This window comes from Arthrobacter sp. GW460-12-1-14-TSB2 (genome assembly GCF_059423525.1).
Genome location: NZ_JBWKYC010000026.1, coordinates 1 through 19,003, shown reverse-complemented (window position 1 = coordinate 19,003; position 19,003 = coordinate 1). Strand labels below are relative to the sequence as shown.

Sequence of the window (19,003 nt, the reverse complement as noted above, 5' to 3'; positions counted from 1 at the left end):
GGCATCCATTACTACCCCTTCAGTCTAGCTGTTGACCGCAACCATCACCGACTGACGCCCCGGGCACGGCCCACAGCCAATCCACAATCACTCCACCAACTCCAGCCGGATCGCGCGTGTGTCGATGTCCGAGGAGATCAGCCTGACCCGGACCGTGGTGCCGGATTCAAGTTCGCCGGGGCACCTGGCGGTCACTGCCGGGTCCGCGATCTGGATGATGCCGGACGGTCCGTTCCCGTTTCCGTTGCCGCCGTTTCCGTTTGTCTTGCCCGGTTTCGAACCGGAGATGACCACGGCGTCGAACTCCTGCCCGATGTGGTTGACAAGGAGGGCGGCCTCCACCGTATCCAGGGCCAGCCGCTCCATCCTTGCTGCCAGCTGGTCCGAGGCCGCCATGATCTCCGGCAGGGACGGCAGGGCGTCACGGGCCCAGCCGGGGACAGCAGTGCGGTTGCTCAGCGCCTCGCAGATCACCAGGACAAAACGGTCTATCAGCCGCCGCAGCGGGGCCGTGGTGTGCGCGTAGGCAGCTCCGATTGCCGACTGGATGGCGTCCTTCGGCACTGTGCCGTCAAAGGGCGTATAGCCGGCGCCCCGGAACAACATGCCGGCGGAATGCAGGATGGCCAGCTGCCTGGGGTCCGTGGGATCAAGGGAGCGCAGGTACTCCCCGTAGCTCGCCCGGCCGTCCCAGGGCTTTCCGAGCGCGTTCGTCTGCCGTTTGAAGTGCAGGAGCGAGCGTTCGTCGGGCGAAGGCATGGTCCGCAGGATCCCCACTTTGCCTTCCAGCATCAGGTCCGCCGCAGCCATGCCGGTCATGAGGGAGATCTGGGCGTTCCAGTCCTCCACCGGAAGGGACGGAGCAGCGACAATGCGGTAGCCGCCGTCGGGCAGCTGTTCAATGTCCTGTTCCGGCATGTTCAGGCTGGCTCCGCCGCGCAGCCTCTCCAGTTCCACCCGCTTGAGCCCCACTTCCTTGAGCAGCTGCAGGACGGGGGCGGCAGTGCCGGCATCGAGTTCGGCCTGTACGCCCTTGTAGCTGAGCTTGGCACGGCTCCGGATTTTGGCACGGCGCACCAGCACTGACTGGACGCGGGCCCCCGCGTCCAGGCCGAACTCCCAGACGAAAGCGGAGCACATTTGTCCGGCCAGCAGGCTGCCCGCCTGTTCGCTGATGACTTCCGGGTGAAGCGGAATCCGGCCGTCAGGGGCGTAGAACGTCTGCCCCCGGCGGCGTGTTTCGGCGTCCAGCGCCCCGCCGGGTGCCACAAAGGACGGCACATCGGCGATGGCGTAGAAAACCTTGTACCCGTCGCCTGACCGCTCGATGAACAGGGCCTGGTCCAGGTCCGTGGACGACGCCGGATCTATGGTCACAAAGCCCACATCCGTGAGGTCCAGGTCCGGCATCTTGTGTTCCGCAATGGCCGCCAGCGCATCCTGAAGGACATCATCAGGAAACGGCCCCGGCAGCTCCAACTCCGTACGGAGCGCGTTCAACGCGTCGGCCAGCCGGTTGGTCTGTTCGTGGACACTTGGAGTTAGGCGATGATGGGACACGAAAGTCAGGTTAGCTCCATTTCCGCCATTAGTCTTGGACGATGAGCTCAACCCCGGCTGACACTGCTCGCTACAACCGCTTCGTCGCGGACCTGTTCGGAATGATGGCATACGGCGAGCTTTCGGCCTTTGAGCGGTTTGCCGCCGACGCACGGTATTCACCCACCCTCCACGACCGGGCGGTGCTCGGCAGGATTGCCGTAGTGGAGTTCCGGCACTACGAACTGGTGAGCGCCCGGCTCGAGGCCAGGGGGATCGACGCCGAGGACGCCATGTTGCCTTTCCAGCCAGCCGTGGACTACTTCCATTCGCGGACACGCCCGGCCGACTGGTACGAATCGCTGATGAAGGCCTACGTCATCGACACGGTCTCTGCCGACTTCTACCGGGCCATCTCACAATACGTCGACGCCGAAACGCGGGAACTCATCGAACAGATCCAGGCCTCCGATGAAACGACGGAGGTTCTCCGCGACCGGCTCAAGGGTGCCCTCGCCGATGATCCCAGGCTCGCCTCCAGGCTGGCGCTGTGGGGCAGGCGGCTGCTGGGCGAAGCCCTGACCCAGGCGCAGCGCGTCAGCTATGAGCATGCGTTCCTGGGAAGCCTGATCGGCGGCGAGGACACCGCCGAGGCGAAAGCCCTGGTCAGCGGCCTGATCGCCGGGCTGGCGGAAAACCACTCCAAGCGGATGACGCAGCTCGGACTGACCGGATAGTCAGGATGCGCCGGTGTCGAGCGCTTCGAGCAGTGACCGCGCGGCCGCGGCGGGATCGTCCGCCTCGGTGATGGCGCGGACCACCACAATCCGCTGCGCCCCTGCAGCCACCACCGGCTCAACGTTGCCCAGGTCAATGCCGCCGATGGCGAACCACGGAACCGTCGTCCCGGCGGCCGCTTCTTCGTCGGCGGCGCCCGCCGCGTAGCGGAGCAGGTCGAGGCCGACGGCGGCCCGCCCCGGCTTCGTGGGGGTGGCCCAGACCGGCCCCACGCAGAAGTAGTCCAGTCCTCCGGTACCGCGGGATGCGGCCCTGGCGGCGTCGATCTGCCCGGTGCTGTGCGTTGACAGGCCGATGACGGCTTCGTTGCCGAGGAACTTCCGGGCCGCCGCCAGCGGAAGATCCTTCTGTCCGATGTGGAGCACGGGCGCGCCGGAAAGCGAGGCGATGTCCGCGCGGTCGTTGACCGACCACAGGCGCCCGTGGCGGCGCGCAGCGGACTCCAGCACAGCAAGAAGTTCGAGCTCTTCGGCCGCCTCCAGGTTCTTGTCGCGGAGCTGGATGATGTCGACGCCACCGGCGTAGGCGGCATCCACGAAGTCTTCGAAATCGCCGCGGTCCGTGCGGGCGTCAGTGCAGAGGTACAGGCGGGCATCGGTGAGGAGAGCTTGCTCGGTCATGGCACCAGCCTAGTTCCCCTAAACTGGGGGAGTACCGCGGGAGCCCGCAGCAGCTGTCACAAAGCTGCAGGGCTGAGAGGGCGTCAGAGCCGACCGCTTGACCTGATCCGGTTAGTACCGGCGTAGGGAAGGATGACTATGGCCCCGCATACCCCAGCAGGCAGCCCCGCCGCGCGCAGCCGCGACATCAGCGCCGACGTCGCCGTGGTTGGCGGCGGAATCATCGGCCATGGCATCGCCTGGGAGGCCCGGCAGTCGGGCCGGTCCGTGGTGCTCATCGATGACGCGCCCGGTACGGGAGCGAGTTGGGCCGCCGCCGGCATGCTGGCACCGGTCAGCGAACTCCACTACCAGGAGGAGGACCTCCTGGAGCTCATGCTTCACTCCTCAGGGCTGTGGCCCGCGTTTGCGGCGAGCCTTGAAACCGAGGGGGTTCCCGGGGAATCCGGCAACGGCGGCCCGGACACCGGCTACCTCACGACGTCGACCCTCGCCGTGGGGGCCGACGCCGCCGACCGCCGCGCGCTCGCCGACCTTCGCGGCGTCCAGCTGTCGAGCGGCCTCACCGTGGAACCGCTGACCGTCAGGGAAGCGCGGGCACGGGAGCCGTTGCTGAGTCCCGGGATCTCCTGTGCCTTCGACATCCCGGCGGACCACCAGGTGGATCCCCGAAAGCTCCTCGCCCTCATCGCGGAGTCGCTGGCAGGTTCCGCCGTGCGCCGGCGGGCGGCCGGCCTGCTGTGGGAGGACGGGCGGGTCAGCGGCGTCAGCCTGGCCGGGGGAGGTGCAGTGCACGCAGCGGAGACGATTATTGCCAACGGGCTGGAGTCTGCGTCCCTCGGCGGGCTGCCCGCGGGACTGAAGCTGCCCCTCCGCCCGGTGTACGGGGACATCCTGCGGCTGCGGGTCCCCGCCTACCTGCGGCCGCTGCTGACATCCACCGTCCGCGGCATGGTCCATGGGGTTCCCGTCTACATCGTGCCCCGGCAGGACGGAACCGTGGTGATCGGGGCCACGCAGCGTGAAGACGCCCTCCCGGGGGCAGACGCTGCGGACCTTGGAGCCGGACACGCAACGCCGGTCCGTTCAGCCGTTTCAGCCGGCGGCGTCTACCAGCTGCTCCGTGACGCGCAGGTGCTGGTTCCGGCCGTCGCCGAACTGGAACTCCTGGAAGCCACGGCAAGGGCGCGTCCGGGAACGCCGGACAACGCGCCGCTGCTGGGGCGCGTAGCCGCTGCGGGAACCGGCAAGGACGTCGAAGGGCTGATCATTGCCACCGGATTCTTCCGGCACGGCGTCCTGCTCACTCCTGCGGCAGCGTCCATCTGCAGGGAGCTCATGGACGGCACCGCCGACGTCCGCTGGGCGCCTTTCCGGCCCGACCGGTTTTCCGGCCTTTCGCCAACGCCGGCAACACCGGCAACGCCACCGAACATCGTCACAATTGACCCGAACAAGGAAACAGCATGAACATCACACTGAACGGCACCGTCCATGCGGTGGACGACGGAGCGTCTGTCACCACCCTCATCAGCCAGGTCACTGGCAGGAACCTCGCCCCCAACGGGCAGGCCGCCGACGGCCGGAAGCTGGGCGTCGCAGTGGCCCGGAATTCCGAGGTGGTGCCGCGCAGCCAGTGGTTCGTCACGGCGCTCGCCGAGGGCGACGACGTCGAACTCGTTACCGCGGTACAGGGAGGTTGAGCATCATGGCAGGAACTACGGTTGCCGGCATGGCAGGGACGGCACGGCACGCGGCGGCGGACCCCTTCATCGTGGACGGTGTCCACCTGGGATCGCGGCTGATCATGGGAACCGGCGGCGCGCCCAGCCTGGACGGTCTGGGGGCGGCGCTGATCGCCTCTGGCACGGAGCTGACCACCGTGGCCATGCGCCGCTATTCCCCGGCGGAAACAGGTTCGCTGTTCCAGCTCCTGGTGGACCACAACATCAGGGTCCTGCCCAATACGGCCGGCTGCTTCACCGCACGGGACGCCGTCATGACGGCCGAACTGGCGCGGGAAGCACTGGAAACGGACTGGGTGAAGCTTGAAGTGATTGCCGACGAGCACACCCTCCTGCCGGACGCCGTGGAACTCGTGGATGCCACAGAGCAACTGGTCAACCGCGGGTTCAAGGTGTTCGCCTACACGAATGACGACCCCGTGCTGGCCCTGCGGCTGGAGAACCTCGGAGCCACGGCCGTGATGCCGCTTGGATCGCCCATCGGCACCGGCCTGGGCATCCTGAACCCGCACAACATCGAACTCATCGTTTCCAGGGCATCAGTTCCCGTGGTGCTGGACGCCGGCATCGGTACGGCGTCCGACGCGGCCCTCGCCATGGAACTGGGCTGCGACGCGGTGCTGCTGGCGACCGCAGTGACCCGGGCGCAGAACCCGGCGATGATGGGGGAGGCCTTCAAACACGCTGTCATCGCCGGTAGGCTGGCGAAGGCGGCCGGCCGGATTCCGCGCCGTGAACACGCCCTTGCCTCGTCCGCCATGGAGGGCCGGGCGGAGTTCCTGTAGCAGTCCGAACCAGGCAAGGAGCCAGCGGTGACCGGCAAGGAAGACGTTCTGACGCGAGCCCGGATCGACGCCGCCCTGGCGGACCTTCCCGACTGGAGGTACCGGCTGGGAGGCCTGGTGACCGTTTTCAAGACGCCGACGGTGGCCGGAGCGCTCGAGCTGATTGCCGCCGTCGGGCGCCTCGCCGAGGAGCAAAACCACCACCCGGACCTGGACTGGCGCTACAACAGGGTGTTCATCCGCTTCACCTCGCACGACGCCGGCTCGGAGGTGACGGAGCGTGACGTCACCGCTGCAGCGGCCGTGAGCCTGGCAGCCGCTGCTGCGTCGGCGGCCGCTGAGCCCGGCCTGTACCGGACAGTGGAGATCGCCATAGACACTGCGAACCCGGACGAGATTTCCGAGGTGTGGCGGACCGCCCTTGGCTACCGGAAAGGCAGGTACGGCGACCTGGTCGACCCCTACGGCCGCGGCCCGGGGGTCTGGTTCCAGGAAACGCCCACCCCGAACGAGAACCGCTTCCACCTGGACATCCACCGGAGCAAAGCGGAATCCGGCCCGGCACTGGAGAAAACCGCAGCCACCGGGGCCTTAATGAACCGTGACCACGCACCCAACTGGGTGGTGGTCACGGATGCGCAGGGAAACCGGCTGTGCCTCTGCACCGAGGAAGGGCACGAACCGGATCTGTAGCCCTGGCTAGAGTCTCAGGGCTGCCGTCAGCTGCTTTGTGTCATGCAGGGTACGCTTCCGGCCCAGGTACACCGCGGCAGCGAGTGCCGCCCCGGTGCCCAGCACCATGGGCAGCACCCAGGGAATCCACGTCAGGCCGGGCTGGTAACCAAGCCCCGCTGCCATGAAGATGATCCAGCTCAGCATCCCCACGGCAAGGGAAACGCCCGGCGGCATGGCGATGCCGTACTTCGCATGGCGCCGGTCGTTGGCCCAGACAACAAGGCCTGTGGCAGCGGTGACCAGGGCCACGATTACCAGGGAAAGCATTTTCGGCGAACTCCTTGCTGCAGAGCGGATTGGTCTACGTGGGGTGCCTAGAGCTGGCCGAACCCGACGCGGCGGGCTTCCTCTGCCCCGATTTCAACGTAACCCAGGACGTTGGCGGGAACGATGACCACGCGGCCCTTGTCGTCAGCCAGGCGAAGCTCGGAACCCTTGGCGATGGCTTCCTCGACGAGCTTGGCAACAGCGTCAGCATCCTGAGCCGATTCCAGCACAATTTCGCGGCCGATGTTCTGAATGCCGATCTTTACTTCCACAGCGAGGCCTCCCAGCCAATCAAAGTTCTAAAGGTGTTCTCTATTTGTAGTCTAGGTTTCCTTGGGAAAGCGGGAGATTCCGCGCCAAGCTAAACGATAGATCAGGTCACTGGCCACATCGAGGTCCAGGTTTCCGTCAGTTTCGAGCCAATAGCGCGCGCTGACCTGCGCCATTCCGGCGAGTCCGCGCCCCAGCAGCTGGGCCTCCAGCATTGGGAGCTTCGTGTCCTCGGCGATGACCCGCGCAATGGCATCGGCAAAAGCCTTGTTGAAAGTTTCGAGCCTGGAACTGACGTCGCTGTCATTAATCAGGTCCGATTCAAAGACCAGGCGGTGCGCCTGGTCGTCGCTGGCAATAAAGCGGTAATACGCCCGCATGACCGCCTGGACGCGCTCGTCATTGTCATCGGTGGAATTCAGGGCGCCCATCATCAGCTCGGTCAGGGAACTGAGGTGGCTGTCCAACAGGGCAAGGTAAAGCTCGCGCTTGGAGGGAAAGTGCTGGTACAGCACCGGCTTGCTGACGTGTGCCGTTTCCGCGATCTCGTCCATGGCCGCACCGTGGTAGCCGTTGGCCACAAATACTTCCTGGGCGGCCGCCAGTAGCTGGGCGCGTCGTTCGTCACGCGGGAGCCGCGCTGAACGCGCACCGCCGGTCCGCGTCTGTCCCGCGGCTGCCTTCCCGGCCTGTGTCCGATCAACCGGTGCATGATGAACCACTGTTGGCCTTCTTTCGATTGCAGTTACCTACACTTTACGCGCGGGTAATATGACCTGGCGGTATCTTCGGGCATACATTGAAGTATGGCTTCCACGTTCACCGCAACTGCTGTCCCTGCAACCCTGGATCCGCTCGTGGAACCGGCGGATGCCCTGACCGCCGAAGAGGTGGAGCGCTACTCCCGCCACCTCATCATTCCCGAAATCGGCACGCTGGGCCAACGCAGGCTCAAGAACGCCAAGGTCCTGGTCATCGGAGCCGGCGGCCTGGGCTCGCCGGCGCTCCTTTACCTTGCCGCCGCAGGCGTGGGAACCCTGGGAATCATCGACGACGACGCCGTTGACCTGAGCAACCTGCAGCGTCAGGTCATCCACGGGGTTGCGGACGTGGGCAGGCCCAAGATCGAGTCAGCCCGTGACTCCATTGCCGCGCTGAACCCCTTGGTGGACGTTCGGCTCCACAATGTCAGGCTGGACGCCTCGAACGCACTGGAGCTGTTCGCAGGCTATGACCTCATCCTGGACGGCGCCGACAACTTCGCCACACGCTACCTGGTCAACGATGCCGCCGCCATCCTCGGCAAGCCCTACGTATGGGGCTCCATTTTCCGTTTCGACGGCCAGGTCAGCGTGTTCTGGGAGAAGCACGGCCCCACCTACCGCGACCTCTACCCGGAGGCGCCGCCGGCCGGTTCGGTGCCCTCCTGCGGCGAAGGCGGCGTGTTCGGGATGCTGTGCGCGGCCGTCGGCTCGCTCATGGTGACCGAGGCAGTGAAGCTGATCACCGGCGTCGGGCGCTCCATGCTGGGACGTGTGGCGCTGTTCGACGCCCTCGGCGGCAGCTGGCGCGAGATCAAGGTGGCACGGGACCCGGCGGCTGAACGCATCACGGAACTCACGGACTATGAGGCATTCTGCGGAATAGCTCCGGAGGCTGAAACGGCCAAGGAAAACACCGTGACGGCCACTCAGCTGGCCACCATGCTGGCCTCGCGCAAAGCCGGCCTGAAGGACTTCGAACTCGTGGACGTCCGCGAGCCCGGCGAGCATGACATCGTCAGCATTGACGGCTCCGTCCTGATCCCGCAGGGCAGGATCCTGGCGGGGGAGGCGTGGGCCGAGCTGCCCCAGGACAAGGACATTGTGTTCCACTGCAAGGCCGGGACGCGCTCAGCGGCCGTCCTGGCGGCGGCGCGCAAGGCAGGCTACCAGCGGGTCAGCCACCTCGACGGCGGCATCCTTGCCTGGGTACGGGAAGTGGAGCCGGCCAAGCCGGTTTACTGAGCAATGAACCAGGACACCAGCAGGACGCCGCAACGTAAAACCGGTTCCGGCTTCGGCAAGGAGTCGACCGCCGCTGAGGTCGTTGCCGGCATCGACCTGACCGGCAGGACTGCCATCGTCACGGGCGGATACTCCGGACTCGGACTGGAGACGGTCCGGGCACTAGTGTCCGCCGGCGCCGAGGTGCTGGTGGGCGCACGGAGGCCCGGCCATGCGCGGGAAATGCTGGAAGCGGTCGGAATACCCTTCGGACTGCCTGCCGGAGCAGAAGGCGGAGCCGTTAGTGTCGGGGCGCTGGACCTGGCGGATCTGGCCAGCGTGAAAAGCTTTGCAGACGGGTTCCTGTCCGCGGCGTCCGGGGACCCAGCCGCAGGGCTGGACATCCTCATCAACAACGCAGCCATCATGGCCAGCCCCGAGGAGCGCGTCGGTCGCGGCTGGGAGTCGCAGTTCGCCACCAACCATCTGGGACACTTTGCCCTGACCAACCTGCTGTGGCCCGCGCTGGCGGCCGGCCACGGCGCGCGCGTGGTCTCGCTGTCGTCCACCGGGCATAAGCTGTCGCCCATCCGTTTCGACGACATCAACTTCGACACCGGCTACGACAAATGGAAAGCCTACGGCCAGGCCAAGACGGCCAACTCCCTCTTCGCCGTGCACCTGGACTTCCTCGGAAGGGACACCGGCGTTCGGGCATTCGCCGTGCATCCCGGCGGCATCATGACGGAACTGCAGCGCCACCTGCCGCGCGAGGAAATGGTGGCGGCCGGCTGGATGGACCAGGACGGCAACGTCGATGCCAGGTTCAAGACCCCGGCACAGGGCGCCGCAACCACAGTGTGGGCCGCCACGTCCCCGGCGTTGCAGGGCATGGGCGGGGTCTACTGCGAGGACTGCGACATCGCCGAACCCACCCGGACGGGGAGTCCTGAAGCCCGGATCAGGGGAGTGGATGCGCACGCGGTGGATCCGTCGGATGCTGCGCGCTTGTGGACGCTCTCGGCGGAGATGACCGGGATAAACGCCTTCGGCTGACATCTTGCCGCCCGGTTGGCTCCGCGTTTGGCTCCGCGTCGGGCGCGTGCGCCGGGGCGGGCCGGAAGCCTGAGGCTAGGCGGTTTCCCGCCGGAGGTCGGCGGACGCCGGGCCGGCCTGGCCGTGGTCCACCGGGCATTCGGCAGCCGGGGCAGCGGCGGGCTGCTCAACGGTGATGCCGTACAGCGCGTCAAGGGCCGCAATGTACTGTTCCTGCTGGCCGTTGGAGGCCAGCTCCCGCGCGCGGACCGTGGGAACGTGCAACAGCTGCTTGACCATCCGGCGCAGGGCGAACTCGACTTCCTCAGCGGCGGCCGTGCAGCCGTGGCGTGCCCGGACCTTCTCCATTTCGGCGTCGAGGACGTTCATGGTGTGGCGGCGCAGCGCGACAATCGCCGAGTCCACGGACCTGGCCTCGCGCTCCTGCTCAAACGCTGCAGCCGCGCCGGTAACGATGCCGCTGGCCTGTGCCAGCGATTCGGCCTGCTCCTGGGGGGCAGCGAGCCGCACGGACTCGAGCGTCAGCAGCTCCACGCCGTCGAGCTCTCCCACGGCGGGATCGAAATCATGGGTGAGCGCCAGGTCGATGGCGATCAGAGTCTGGGGTGAGCCGGCGCGAACGCGGGCGAGTTCATCCGCTTCGACGCGGGTATCGGAGCCGCTGCACCCGATCATGACGTCCGCTGCGGCCACCGCGGAGGGAAGCGAATCGGCGTCGAGGGCCTTGCCGCCGCGCGTAGCGACGAAGGCTTCGGCGCGTCCGGAGGAGGAAAAGACGGAAATATCGGTGCATCCGCGTTCGCGGAGCAATGACATGGTGGCGCCGGCGTAGGCGCCGGTCCCGAAGACCACGGCCTTCTTGGTGGACCAGTCGGGGTTTTCCGAAAGGTCAGTGGCGAGATCCAGCGCCACCGAGACAATGGACAGTCCGCGCGATCCCAGGGCCGTCTGCGCACCGACATCCTTGGCGGTCTTGGATGCTGCCTGGAAGAGGCGGACGAGCCCTGAGCTGGCAGTTCCTTCATGCTGGGCGGTGATGAGTGCCCGGCGAACCTGCCCCGCGATTTCGCGTTCGCCCACCACAGCCGAGTCCAAGCCGGAGCTCACGGCGAAAAGGTGTTGGCTGACTTCGCCGCCGGTGCGCGTATTGAATGAGCGGGACACCAGTTGCTCGTTGAGTCCGGTGCGTTCACTGATCTGGGCAACGAGGGCGGCCCGTGCGGCTTCCACGTCATCCGGATGGGGCGCTTCACCATAAATTTCGAAGCGGTTGCAGGTGGCAAGCACCACCGCACCCGTCACTGCCGGCGACCCGGAGAGTGCGGATGTAGCAAGCTCGGAAGCACCGGTGCTCAGTTGAGCAACGGTCTCGAGGTCGATGTCGGCGTGTGTAGCCACCAATGAAAAAAGAACCACAGCATCACAATCATAGCTTTTACGTCGCGGCGTAGAACAACAAAGCACCGTGGTGAACCCCACGGCGGCCTGTGATTCCTGCCACGGAGGGCCGTGGCTAGCCCCGGATGACAGCCTGTCGTTATCTTTTCGGCGCGACTTTAGGGACAATCGGAGTCATGACTTCAAGCGCTGCAACGTCCAACGGTACGGTTTCCGACGCCCCGTTCACCGATGCCACCCTGGATGCAGGACACCCGCTGATGGACGGCCGCACGGCTGATTCGCCGCTCATCACCGCCTACCGCGGCGGTAAGCCGTCCCGTCGACCCGTCTGGTTCATGCGGCAGGCCGGCCGTTCCCTGCCGGAGTACCTGAAGGTGCGCGAAGGCGTGGCCATGCTGGATTCCTGCCTGCGTCCCGAGCTGGCCTCCGAGATCACGCTGCAGCCCGTGCGCCGGCACGACGTCGACGCCGCCATTTTCTTCTCGGACATCGTGATTCCGTTGAAACTGGCCGGGGTGGGCGTGGACATCGTTCCGGGCGTTGGTCCGGTCCTGGACAAGCCGGTCCGCACCGCCGAGGACGTCGCGGCACTCCCGCAGCTGACCTGGGAAGCGCTGGAGCCGATCCGGGAAGCCGTCCGCCTTACCGTTGCGCAGCTGGGCAAAACGCCGCTGATCGGTTTCGCGGGTGCGCCCTTTACCCTCGCCGCGTACATGGTTGAGGGCAAGCCCTCCCGCGACCACCTCGGCCCGCGCACCATGATGCACGCCGACCCCGAAACCTGGACTGCCCTGGCCAACTGGGCTGCCGACGCCTCGGGCATGTTCCTTCGCGCCCAGCTGGAAGCCGGTGCTTCCGCAGGCCAGCTGTTCGACTCCTGGGCGGGCTCGCTGGGGCTGGCCGACTACGAGCGCTTCGTGGCCCCGGCCTCTGCCCGTGCGCTGGACCACGTCCGGCACCTCGGTGCACCGCTGATCCACTTCGGCACCGGAACCTCCGAACTCCTGGTGGCCATGCGCGACGTCGGCGTCGACGTTGTGGGCGTTGACTACCGGCTGCCGCTGGACGAAGCCAACCGCCGGCTGGGCGGCACCGTCCCGCTGCAGGGCAACATCGACCCCGCCCTGCTGTCAGCTCCGTGGGCAGTCCTCGAAGCGCACGTGCGGGAGGTCATCCGGGCCGGATCCTCCGCCCCCGGCCACGTCCTGAACCTGGGCCACGGCGTACCGCCGGAGACCGACCCCGACGTCCTGACGCGCGTCGTCGAACTCATTCACTCGATTTCCCCGGAGTAAATGGTGAGCGCAGCCACGCCGGAAGCGTCCGTTACTACGGCCGTGGTGGTGGGAGGCGGCGTTTCCGGCCTGCTCGCCGCCCTTGAGCTTGCCAAAGCCGGCAGGCACGTCACCGTCCTGGAAGCCAGCGAAGCCTGGGGTGGCTGCGTGGGCAGCCATGTGGTGGGCGGCCTGACGCTGGACAGCGGAGCGGAGTCCTTCGCCACCCGTACAAACGCCGTTGCGGACCTCGCGGCAGAACTCGGCATCGCCGGCAACATCGTGGCGCCCCATCCCGGCGGTGCCTGGGTTCAGCTCCCCGAAGGCGCCCGCGAGCTCCCCAAAACCGGCGTGCTGGGCATTCCGGCCAACCCGTGGGACCCCGAAGTGCGGCGGACGCTGGGACTGGCCGGTTCCCTCCGGGCGTCCCTGGACAGGCTCCTGCCGGCTTCCGCGGGGACCCGCGCGGGCATCACCAGTGTCTCGGCCCTGGTCAGGCAGCGGATGGGCCGCCGCGTTCTGGAACGCCTCGTCGAGCCGGTGGTGGGCGGCGTGCACTCCGCAGATCCCGCGCTCCTCGACGTGGACATGGTGGCGCCCGGGCTCCGCGACGGAATCAAGGCCCACGGCTCCCTGGCCGCCGCTGTCGCGGCCCAGCGCCGGGGGACCCCGGCGCAGGGCACCAAGGCGGGATCCGCCGTCGCCGGCCTCCACGGCGGCATGCACACCATGATCAGCGCCCTCGTGGCGGAGCTGCGCCGGCGCGGCGTGACGCTCCTGCCCGGAACCCTGGCAGAGGCTGTGGCCAGGACAGCTGACGGTTGGCGGGTTTCGGCGGGGGAACAAACGTACGACGCCGGTCTGCTGGTAGTTGCCCTTGATGGCCCGTCCGCCGTCGGGCTGCTGCAGGATGCCGTGCCTGACCTGGCCGGGCACCGTCCGGCTGCCGGTCCGGACGTAAAGCTTGTGACACTTGTTGTTGACCTTCCGGAACTGGACCGCCGGCCGCGCGGAACGGGCATCCTGGTGGCACCGCAGACACCCGGCATCGAGGCCAAGGCCTTGACCCACGCCACCGCCAAATGGGACTGGCTGGCGGCCGCGGCGGGGCCGGGGACCCACGTCGTCCGGCTGTCATACGGCCGGGGTGAGCGCCTCCCCTCAGAGGGTGCCATCGCACCTGTCGGAGCCGGCTCCCGCGAGGGTGACCGTGCCCTGCTTGATGCGGCCTTACGGGATGCGTCGGCACTGCTGACAATGCCTGTCACGGCCGATGACGTTCTTGATTGGGACGTCGTCAGCTGGGGCGGTGTTTTGCCTTTCGCAGCCGTGGGCCATCGGCAGCGGGTGGCGGAAGTCCGCAGGGTCTGCGCTGCTGACGGAAGCCTCGTGATGGTGGGCGGGTGGCTGGCGGGCAACGGCCTGGCAGCGGTTGTGGCCGACACCAAAAAACAAATCGCGGACAGCCTCCACTAGCCCGCGAGTACCGCGTGCAGGGCTTCTTTGCAAGTTTCAAATGGCACGAATTTCTGGCTAGGGTCGATGACTATGGTCAATCAGAAGTCCGAAGAAACTCGAACGCTGACTGGTTTCCATGGGGGTCTTCGGCGCGGCACGGCAGCAGCGGCGCTCGGAGCGGTACTAGTCCTTTCCGCAGGTGTTCCTGCATCCAACGCTGTATCCCTCGTCCCGGCTCCGGACACCACAGACGGCGCTGACGCCGCCACGACGGCTTCCGTGGAAACGGGTGCTCTCCCGCTGGATATCTGGGCATCCGTGGTCCTGGGACCCAAAGGCGATCCAGCCCGCCCGCCCGCACCCGGCACCGGCAAGCAGACGCCGCCCGGACAACGGTCGCAGCCCACGCCGTCGCCATCTCCGACGACCGACCCGGTGACGCCTTCGCCGTCGCCCGACCCGGAGACGCCGTCGCCGTCACCGGACCCGGAGACGCCGTCACCGTCTCCCTCCGAAAGCAGCGCGCCGTCGGGCACTCCAGCACCTCCCGCGGGCGGGGCTGCAGGCCCGTCCACCGGTCCGGCACAGGCGCCGGCCGCGCCTGCTCCCGCCCCCGGAGCGGCTCCTGCCGGTACGCCCGGGGCGCCAAGCCCGTCGCTGCCCGGAAGTGCCGCACCGGCCGCTCCGGGAACGGCACTAACCACTCCCGGCACGTCCGCGAAAGTGCCGGCCACTGGCGTAACGGTGCCGGCGACCGGCAGCCGGGCCGCAGGGTCCGCAACCACTGCGCCGGCGTCGGCATGGACAACCACGAACAGGTACGGTCCTGCCAACATGGCCATATTGACGTCGGCAGGGGTCATGCCGCTGTCCGGGCCCGGCTACGGTGTCTCGAGCGCACCGGTGATGCGGTCTGCCGTGAGCGTCTCGCCGATGGGCGACTTGTCGCCCCAGGTCTGGTGGGGTGCCGGGCTGGTCGCGCTGGCCTGCGCCGCCGGGGTGGCCTACGTGCGGATGCGCCGGATCTGAGTCAGTTGCGGGCAGTATGACCTGTGAAATTAAGCACTTCTACACGTTGTAGAACAGTTCGGTTTCGACTTAGGCGGCACCGAGGGGCAGACTGGTAACTATGAGCCACACTTCTGCCGAATCTGTCAGTAAAACCGAATCAGTAGCCGGAAAATCAGCAGCCGAAGAAACAGAGCAGTTCTTCACCCTCTGGACGGTTTTCAAGCGCTCCTCGAACGTCCAGCGCAGCGGCGATGCTGCCATCGAATTCGAAGCACTGCTGGGCCGCCTTGCGGATGCCGGGGTAGTCCACCGCGGCAGCTACGACGTTTCGGGCATGCGTGCAGATGCGGACATCATGGTGTGGCTCCACGGCCCCAAGCCCGAGGCGCTGCAGCAAGCCGTCCGCGACATCCGCCGCAGCAGCCTCTTTGCCGGCACTGAGATCGCCTGGTCCGCCATGGGCGTGCACCGCGAGGCCGAATTCGCCAAGAACCACACGCCCGCGTTCTCCCGCGGCGTGGAACCCGCCGAGTGGCTCTGCGTTTACCCGTTCGTCCGCTCCTACGAGTGGTACCTCCTGCCCGACGCTGAGCGCGGCGCCATGCTGCGCGACCACGGAATGCTGGGCCGCGACTTCCCGCAGGTCATCTCCAACACCGTTTCGTCCTTCGCCCTGGGCGACTGGGAATGGATCCTCGGCCTCGAGGCCCCCGAGCTGGTGGACCTCGTTGACCTGATGCGCCACCTGCGCGCCACCGAGGCCCGGCACCACGTCCGTGAAGAAATCCCGTTCTACACCGGCCGGCGGGTCACCGCCGGGGAGATCGCCGAGGTCCTCGCATGAGCCCGCTCGAATCCCAGGAAGCGCCTGGCTCGGCAGCCGCCAGCACCGCCGTCAACCCGGTCACCGAAGCCGGCCGGATGGCGCCAAAGGAGTACGACGCCGTCCTCCTCGCCTCGTTCGGCGGCCCCGAAGGCCAGGACGACGTCATCCCGTTCCTGCGCAACGTCACCCGTGGCCGCGGCATCCCGGACGAACGGCTCGAAGAGGTCTCGCACCACTACAGGGCCAATGGCGGCATCAGCCCGATCAACCAGCAGAACCGTGCCCTCAAGGCCGGTATCGAAGCCGAACTTTCCGCCCGCGGCATCGACTTGCCCGTCTTCTGGGGTAACCGGAACTGGGATCCTTACATCCCGCAGACCCTGCAGGACGTGTACGACGCCGGCCACCGCAAGGTCCTGATGGTCACCACGAGCGCCTACTCGTGCTACTCCAGCTGCCGCCAGTACCGCGAAGATATCGGCCTTGCGCTGACCTCCACCGGCCTGGACGGAAAGCTGGAAGTGGACAAGGTCCGCCAGTACTTCGACCACCCCGGCTTCGTGGAACCGTTCATCGAAGGCACCGCCGCCGGCCTGGCCGACGTCCGCGCCCAGCTGGCCGCCGCCGGCACCCCGGACGCACCCGTTCACATCCTGTTCGCCACCCACTCCATTCCCACGCGTGACGCCGAAGCCGCCGGTCGTTCCGAGGACGAGCCGCGCCAGTTCGCTGAGGGCTCGGCCTATGTTGCCCAGCACCTGGCATCCGGCGCCGAGGTGATCCGCCGGGTCGAGGAGGAAACCGGTGACACCGCCCCGTGGTCGCTCGTTTACCAGTCCCGCTCCGGCGCCCCGCACGTTCCGTGGCTCGAACCGGACATCAACGACGCCATCGAGGAACTCGCCGGCCAGGGCGTCAAAGGAATCGTGATCGTGCCCCTTGGCTTCGTCAGCGACCACATGGAGGTTGTCTGGGACCTGGACACCGAAGCGCTGGAGACCTGCCGGAGCCACGGCCTCGCCGCAACCCGGGTGCCCACCCCCGGCACGCACCGCAAGTTCGTGGGCGGCATCGTGGACCTGATCTGTGAGCGCACTGCCGCGAACAACATTGCCGACAGGCCCCACCTGACCGACCTCGGCCCCTGGTACGACGTCTGCCGCCCGGGCTGCTGCGCCAACTTCCGGGGCGAGAAGCCCACCATCGCAGGAGCGGACACCACCGTCGGAACGGGCCACGACCCCTACCCCTCGGACCCTGCTGCCGCCCCGGCTCCACAGGCGGCGGGACAGGAATCGCTGTGACAGTCCGCATCGGGACGCGCGCCAGCAAGCTGGCGCTCACCCAGACCCAGCAGACGGCGGACCAGCTTGCCGCAATAGGCGGTTTCCCCGTGGAACTCGTGCACATCAGGACCGACGGGGACGTCCTGACCGGCTCGCTCTCGCAGATGGGCGGCACAGGTGTGTTCGTTGCTGCCTTGCGCGATGCGCTGCTGCGGGACCAGTGCGACGTTGCCGTGCACTCGCTCAAGGACCTGCCCACCGGAGCCGCTCCCGGGCTGACCCTCGCTGCAACGCCAAAGCGCGTGGACGTCCGCGACGTGCTCTGTGCCCGCGACGGTTTCAAACTGGCCGACCTGCCGCAGGGCGCCCGGGTGGGTACCGGTTCCCCGCGCCGGGCAGCGCAGCTCCGCGCCGCCCGTCCAGACCTGGACGTCGTGGACATCCGCGGCAACGTGGATACGCGGCTGGGCCGTGTCCCCGGCCTGCCGGGCAACGCGACCGACGCCGTGGTGGACGGGAAATCCTGCGACCTCGACGCCGTCGTGCTTGCGGCTGCCGGCCTTGAGCGCATCGGCCGGCTGGACACCATCAGCGAATACCTCGAAACGGACGTGATGCTTCCGGCCGCCGGCCAGGGCTCACTGGCCATCGAATGCCGCACCGCTGATGCGCCGCGGAAAACCGGGTCCACCGAGGGCTCCCAGGGACCGCTGGCGCAGGCGCTGGCAGCGCTCGATGACACGGACACGCGGCTGGCGGTCACGGCCGAGCGGGCACTCCTGGCCCGGCTGGAGGCAGGCTGCGCGGCTCCGGTGGGTGCCTACGCGTTCCGCAAGGGAAGCATGCTGTACCTGGAGGCCGCGGTCTGCGCTGTCGACGGGAAAGCCTCCGTCCGCGACAAGCGGGCAACAGACGGGCTCACCGAGGTGGGCGCCACGCTTCTCGGCATCGAACTTGCCGAGGTGCTGCTGGCGGCCGGCGCAGCCGACATCGCGGACCTTGCCGCTTCCTGAACCGGCGGAGCCCGCCACATGATGGGACGACGCAGTGCCCGCCGCGCTGAGGGCGAGCCAGGGCCGCGGGTGCTGGAGGGTGCCCGCGTCCTGGTCACCCGCAGCCCGGACCGGGCAGCGGCCCTCCTCGCCGCCCTGCGGGAAACCGGCGCCGAGCCGCTACTGCTCCCGCTGATCGATTTTGAACGGGCCAGGGACCTGCATTCCCTGGAAGTCGCCTTCGACGCGCTGGGTGCAGGCGCCTACAGCTGGCTGGTGATCAGCAGTGTGACCACCGTCCAGGCGCTCGAGGAACTCGCCCGGGAACGGGGCAGCACGCTGAGCCGATGGCTGCCGGGCTCCGTCCAGGTGGCCACCATCGGGCCCGCCACGCGGCGTGAACTTGAATCACGCGGGGTCACGGTCGACCTTGCGCCTGCCCGGCTTCAGTCCGGCGTCGGGCTCCTGGACATCTGGCCGCACGGCCAGGGCAGCGTGTTCCTTCCGCAGGCGGACATCGCGGACGGCAGGCTGGCCGACGGGTTGGAAGCACTCGGTGCCAGCGTCCAGGCAGTGACTGCCTACCACACGGTGGATTACCCGGCGGATCCGGCCCGTAGCTTCACCACGGAGGCATCCGCCGCCGTCGCGCAGCCCGGAACTGAGGTGCTTACTCCGGCCGAAGCGAAAGCCGAGCTTGCCGCCGGGCGGCTGCATGCCGTCGTCGCCGCTTCACCCAGCGCCGCCCGCCGCATCCATGCGGGGCTGTCGCCCCTGGGTGACTGCCGGTTCGTGGCGATCGGGCGTTCGACGGCAGCTGAGGCCGCATCGCTGGGGCTGCCGGTGGCCGCCGTCGCCGAGGAGCCAACAGCGTCCGGCCTGGTGTCCGCCGTCCTCCAGGCGCTGGCACCAGGACATTCCACACCACCACCCTCCGCCGCTGAAACCCCCGTCC

At 67.7% G+C, this 19,003-nt stretch carries 20 protein-coding genes and 1 riboswitch; of the genes, 14 read left to right on the top strand and 6 right to left on the bottom strand.

Going from position 1 to position 19,003, the window contains the following annotated elements; genetic code table 11:
* Positions 1-87: 87 nt before the first annotated feature.
* Positions 88-1,560 carry an RNB domain-containing ribonuclease gene (locus tag AC07YR_RS20935; protein ID WP_494735136.1) on the bottom strand — a complete coding sequence of 491 codons (1,473 nt, stop codon included), beginning with the start codon at positions 1,558-1,560 and terminating at the stop codon, positions 88-90.
* 41 nt (positions 1,561-1,601) lie between these two features.
* Here AC07YR_RS20935 and AC07YR_RS20930 point away from each other — a divergent pair, with 41 nt between their 5' ends.
* Positions 1,602-2,276, top strand: a complete 675-nt coding sequence (locus AC07YR_RS20930; RefSeq protein WP_494735135.1) for a ferritin-like domain-containing protein — start codon at positions 1,602-1,604, stop codon at positions 2,274-2,276.
* Here the strand turns inward: AC07YR_RS20930 and thiE are convergent, their stop codons facing one another.
* Complete coding sequence (thiE, locus tag AC07YR_RS20925) at positions 2,277-2,957, bottom strand: thiamine phosphate synthase (protein ID WP_494735134.1); 681 nt, start codon at positions 2,955-2,957, stop codon at positions 2,277-2,279.
* A gap of 26 nt (positions 2,958-2,983) precedes the next feature.
* A riboswitch (TPP riboswitch) is annotated at positions 2,984-3,103 on the top strand.
* On the opposite strand from thiE, the gene thiO reads away from it, so the two are divergent.
* The 4 genes from thiO to AC07YR_RS20905 all read left to right on the top strand — a co-directional run bounded on the left by thiO (position 3,096) and on the right by AC07YR_RS20905 (position 6,180).
* Positions 3,096-4,427: a glycine oxidase ThiO gene (gene thiO / locus AC07YR_RS20920; RefSeq protein WP_494735133.1), complete on the top strand. Its 1,332-nt coding sequence runs from the start codon at positions 3,096-3,098 to the stop codon at positions 4,425-4,427. It overlaps the preceding riboswitch by 8 nt.
* Positions 4,424-4,660, top strand: a complete 237-nt coding sequence (thiS, locus tag AC07YR_RS20915) for a sulfur carrier protein ThiS (protein WP_055796656.1) — start codon at positions 4,424-4,426, stop codon at positions 4,658-4,660. Before thiO ends, thiS begins: the two co-directional genes overlap by 4 nt.
* A gap of 29 nt (positions 4,661-4,689) precedes the next feature.
* Entirely contained in the window at positions 4,690-5,487 is a 798-nt protein-coding gene (locus AC07YR_RS20910; RefSeq protein ID WP_055797276.1) for a thiazole synthase, read from the top strand.
* Between the two features lie 27 nt (positions 5,488-5,514).
* Entirely contained in the window at positions 5,515-6,180 is a 666-nt protein-coding gene (locus AC07YR_RS20905) for a 4a-hydroxytetrahydrobiopterin dehydratase (protein WP_494735132.1), read from the top strand.
* A gap of 6 nt (positions 6,181-6,186) precedes the next feature.
* Here the strand turns inward: AC07YR_RS20905 and AC07YR_RS20900 are convergent, their stop codons facing one another.
* From AC07YR_RS20900 to AC07YR_RS20890, 3 genes are read right to left on the bottom strand one after another with little or no spacing between them, the layout of a single operon-like run.
* Positions 6,187-6,489, bottom strand: a complete 303-nt coding sequence (locus AC07YR_RS20900; RefSeq protein WP_055796649.1) for a hypothetical protein — start codon at positions 6,487-6,489, stop codon at positions 6,187-6,189.
* 47 nt (positions 6,490-6,536) lie between these two features.
* Positions 6,537-6,761 carry a DUF3107 domain-containing protein gene (locus AC07YR_RS20895; protein WP_055796646.1) on the bottom strand — a complete coding sequence of 75 codons (225 nt, stop codon included), beginning with the start codon at positions 6,759-6,761 and terminating at the stop codon, positions 6,537-6,539.
* 51 nt (positions 6,762-6,812) lie between these two features.
* Entirely contained in the window at positions 6,813-7,481 is a 669-nt protein-coding gene (locus AC07YR_RS20890; RefSeq protein WP_436058109.1) for a TetR/AcrR family transcriptional regulator, read from the bottom strand.
* A gap of 84 nt (positions 7,482-7,565) precedes the next feature.
* Between AC07YR_RS20890 and moeB the strand changes: the two genes are divergently transcribed.
* Both moeB and AC07YR_RS20880 read left to right on the top strand, forming a co-directional pair.
* Entirely contained in the window at positions 7,566-8,765 is a 1,200-nt protein-coding gene (moeB, locus tag AC07YR_RS20885) for a molybdopterin-synthase adenylyltransferase MoeB (RefSeq protein ID WP_055796641.1), read from the top strand.
* A 3-nt stretch (positions 8,766-8,768) separates the two neighbouring features.
* Positions 8,769-9,800: an SDR family NAD(P)-dependent oxidoreductase gene (locus AC07YR_RS20880; protein WP_494735131.1), complete on the top strand. Its 1,032-nt coding sequence runs from the start codon at positions 8,769-8,771 to the stop codon at positions 9,798-9,800.
* Positions 9,801-9,875: 75 nt separating this feature from the next.
* On the opposite strand, the gene AC07YR_RS20875 is transcribed toward AC07YR_RS20880, so the two are convergent.
* Entirely contained in the window at positions 9,876-11,216 is a 1,341-nt protein-coding gene (locus tag AC07YR_RS20875; protein WP_494735130.1) for a glutamyl-tRNA reductase, read from the bottom strand.
* Between the two features lie 158 nt (positions 11,217-11,374).
* Here AC07YR_RS20875 and hemE point away from each other — a divergent pair, with 158 nt between their 5' ends.
* The 7 genes from hemE to AC07YR_RS20840 form a co-directional block, all read left to right on the top strand.
* Positions 11,375-12,496 carry a uroporphyrinogen decarboxylase gene (hemE, locus tag AC07YR_RS20870; protein WP_055796631.1) on the top strand — a complete coding sequence of 374 codons (1,122 nt, stop codon included), beginning with the start codon at positions 11,375-11,377 and terminating at the stop codon, positions 12,494-12,496.
* Entirely contained in the window at positions 12,497-13,951 is a 1,455-nt protein-coding gene (gene hemG, locus AC07YR_RS20865; protein WP_436058105.1) for a protoporphyrinogen oxidase, read from the top strand. It abuts the gene before it with no gap.
* A 66-nt stretch (positions 13,952-14,017) separates the two neighbouring features.
* Positions 14,018-14,962, top strand: a complete 945-nt coding sequence (locus tag AC07YR_RS20860; protein WP_494735129.1) for a hypothetical protein — start codon at positions 14,018-14,020, stop codon at positions 14,960-14,962.
* A gap of 100 nt (positions 14,963-15,062) precedes the next feature.
* Entirely contained in the window at positions 15,063-15,788 is a 726-nt protein-coding gene (gene hemQ, locus AC07YR_RS20855; protein ID WP_494735128.1) for a hydrogen peroxide-dependent heme synthase, read from the top strand.
* The gene (locus AC07YR_RS20850) at positions 15,785-17,074 is read left to right on the top strand and encodes a ferrochelatase (protein ID WP_494735127.1); all 1,290 of its coding nucleotides are present in this window, start codon (positions 15,785-15,787) and stop codon (positions 17,072-17,074) included. The genes hemQ and AC07YR_RS20850 overlap by 4 nt, the downstream gene beginning before the upstream one ends.
* Complete coding sequence (gene hemC / locus AC07YR_RS20845; protein WP_494735126.1) at positions 17,071-18,069, top strand: hydroxymethylbilane synthase; 999 nt, start codon at positions 17,071-17,073, stop codon at positions 18,067-18,069. Before AC07YR_RS20850 ends, hemC begins: the two co-directional genes overlap by 4 nt.
* Positions 18,070-18,087: 18 nt before the next feature.
* Positions 18,088-19,003, top strand: a 916-nt coding sequence (locus tag AC07YR_RS20840) for a uroporphyrinogen-III synthase (RefSeq protein WP_494735125.1), incomplete at its 3' end; no start/stop codon positions are given.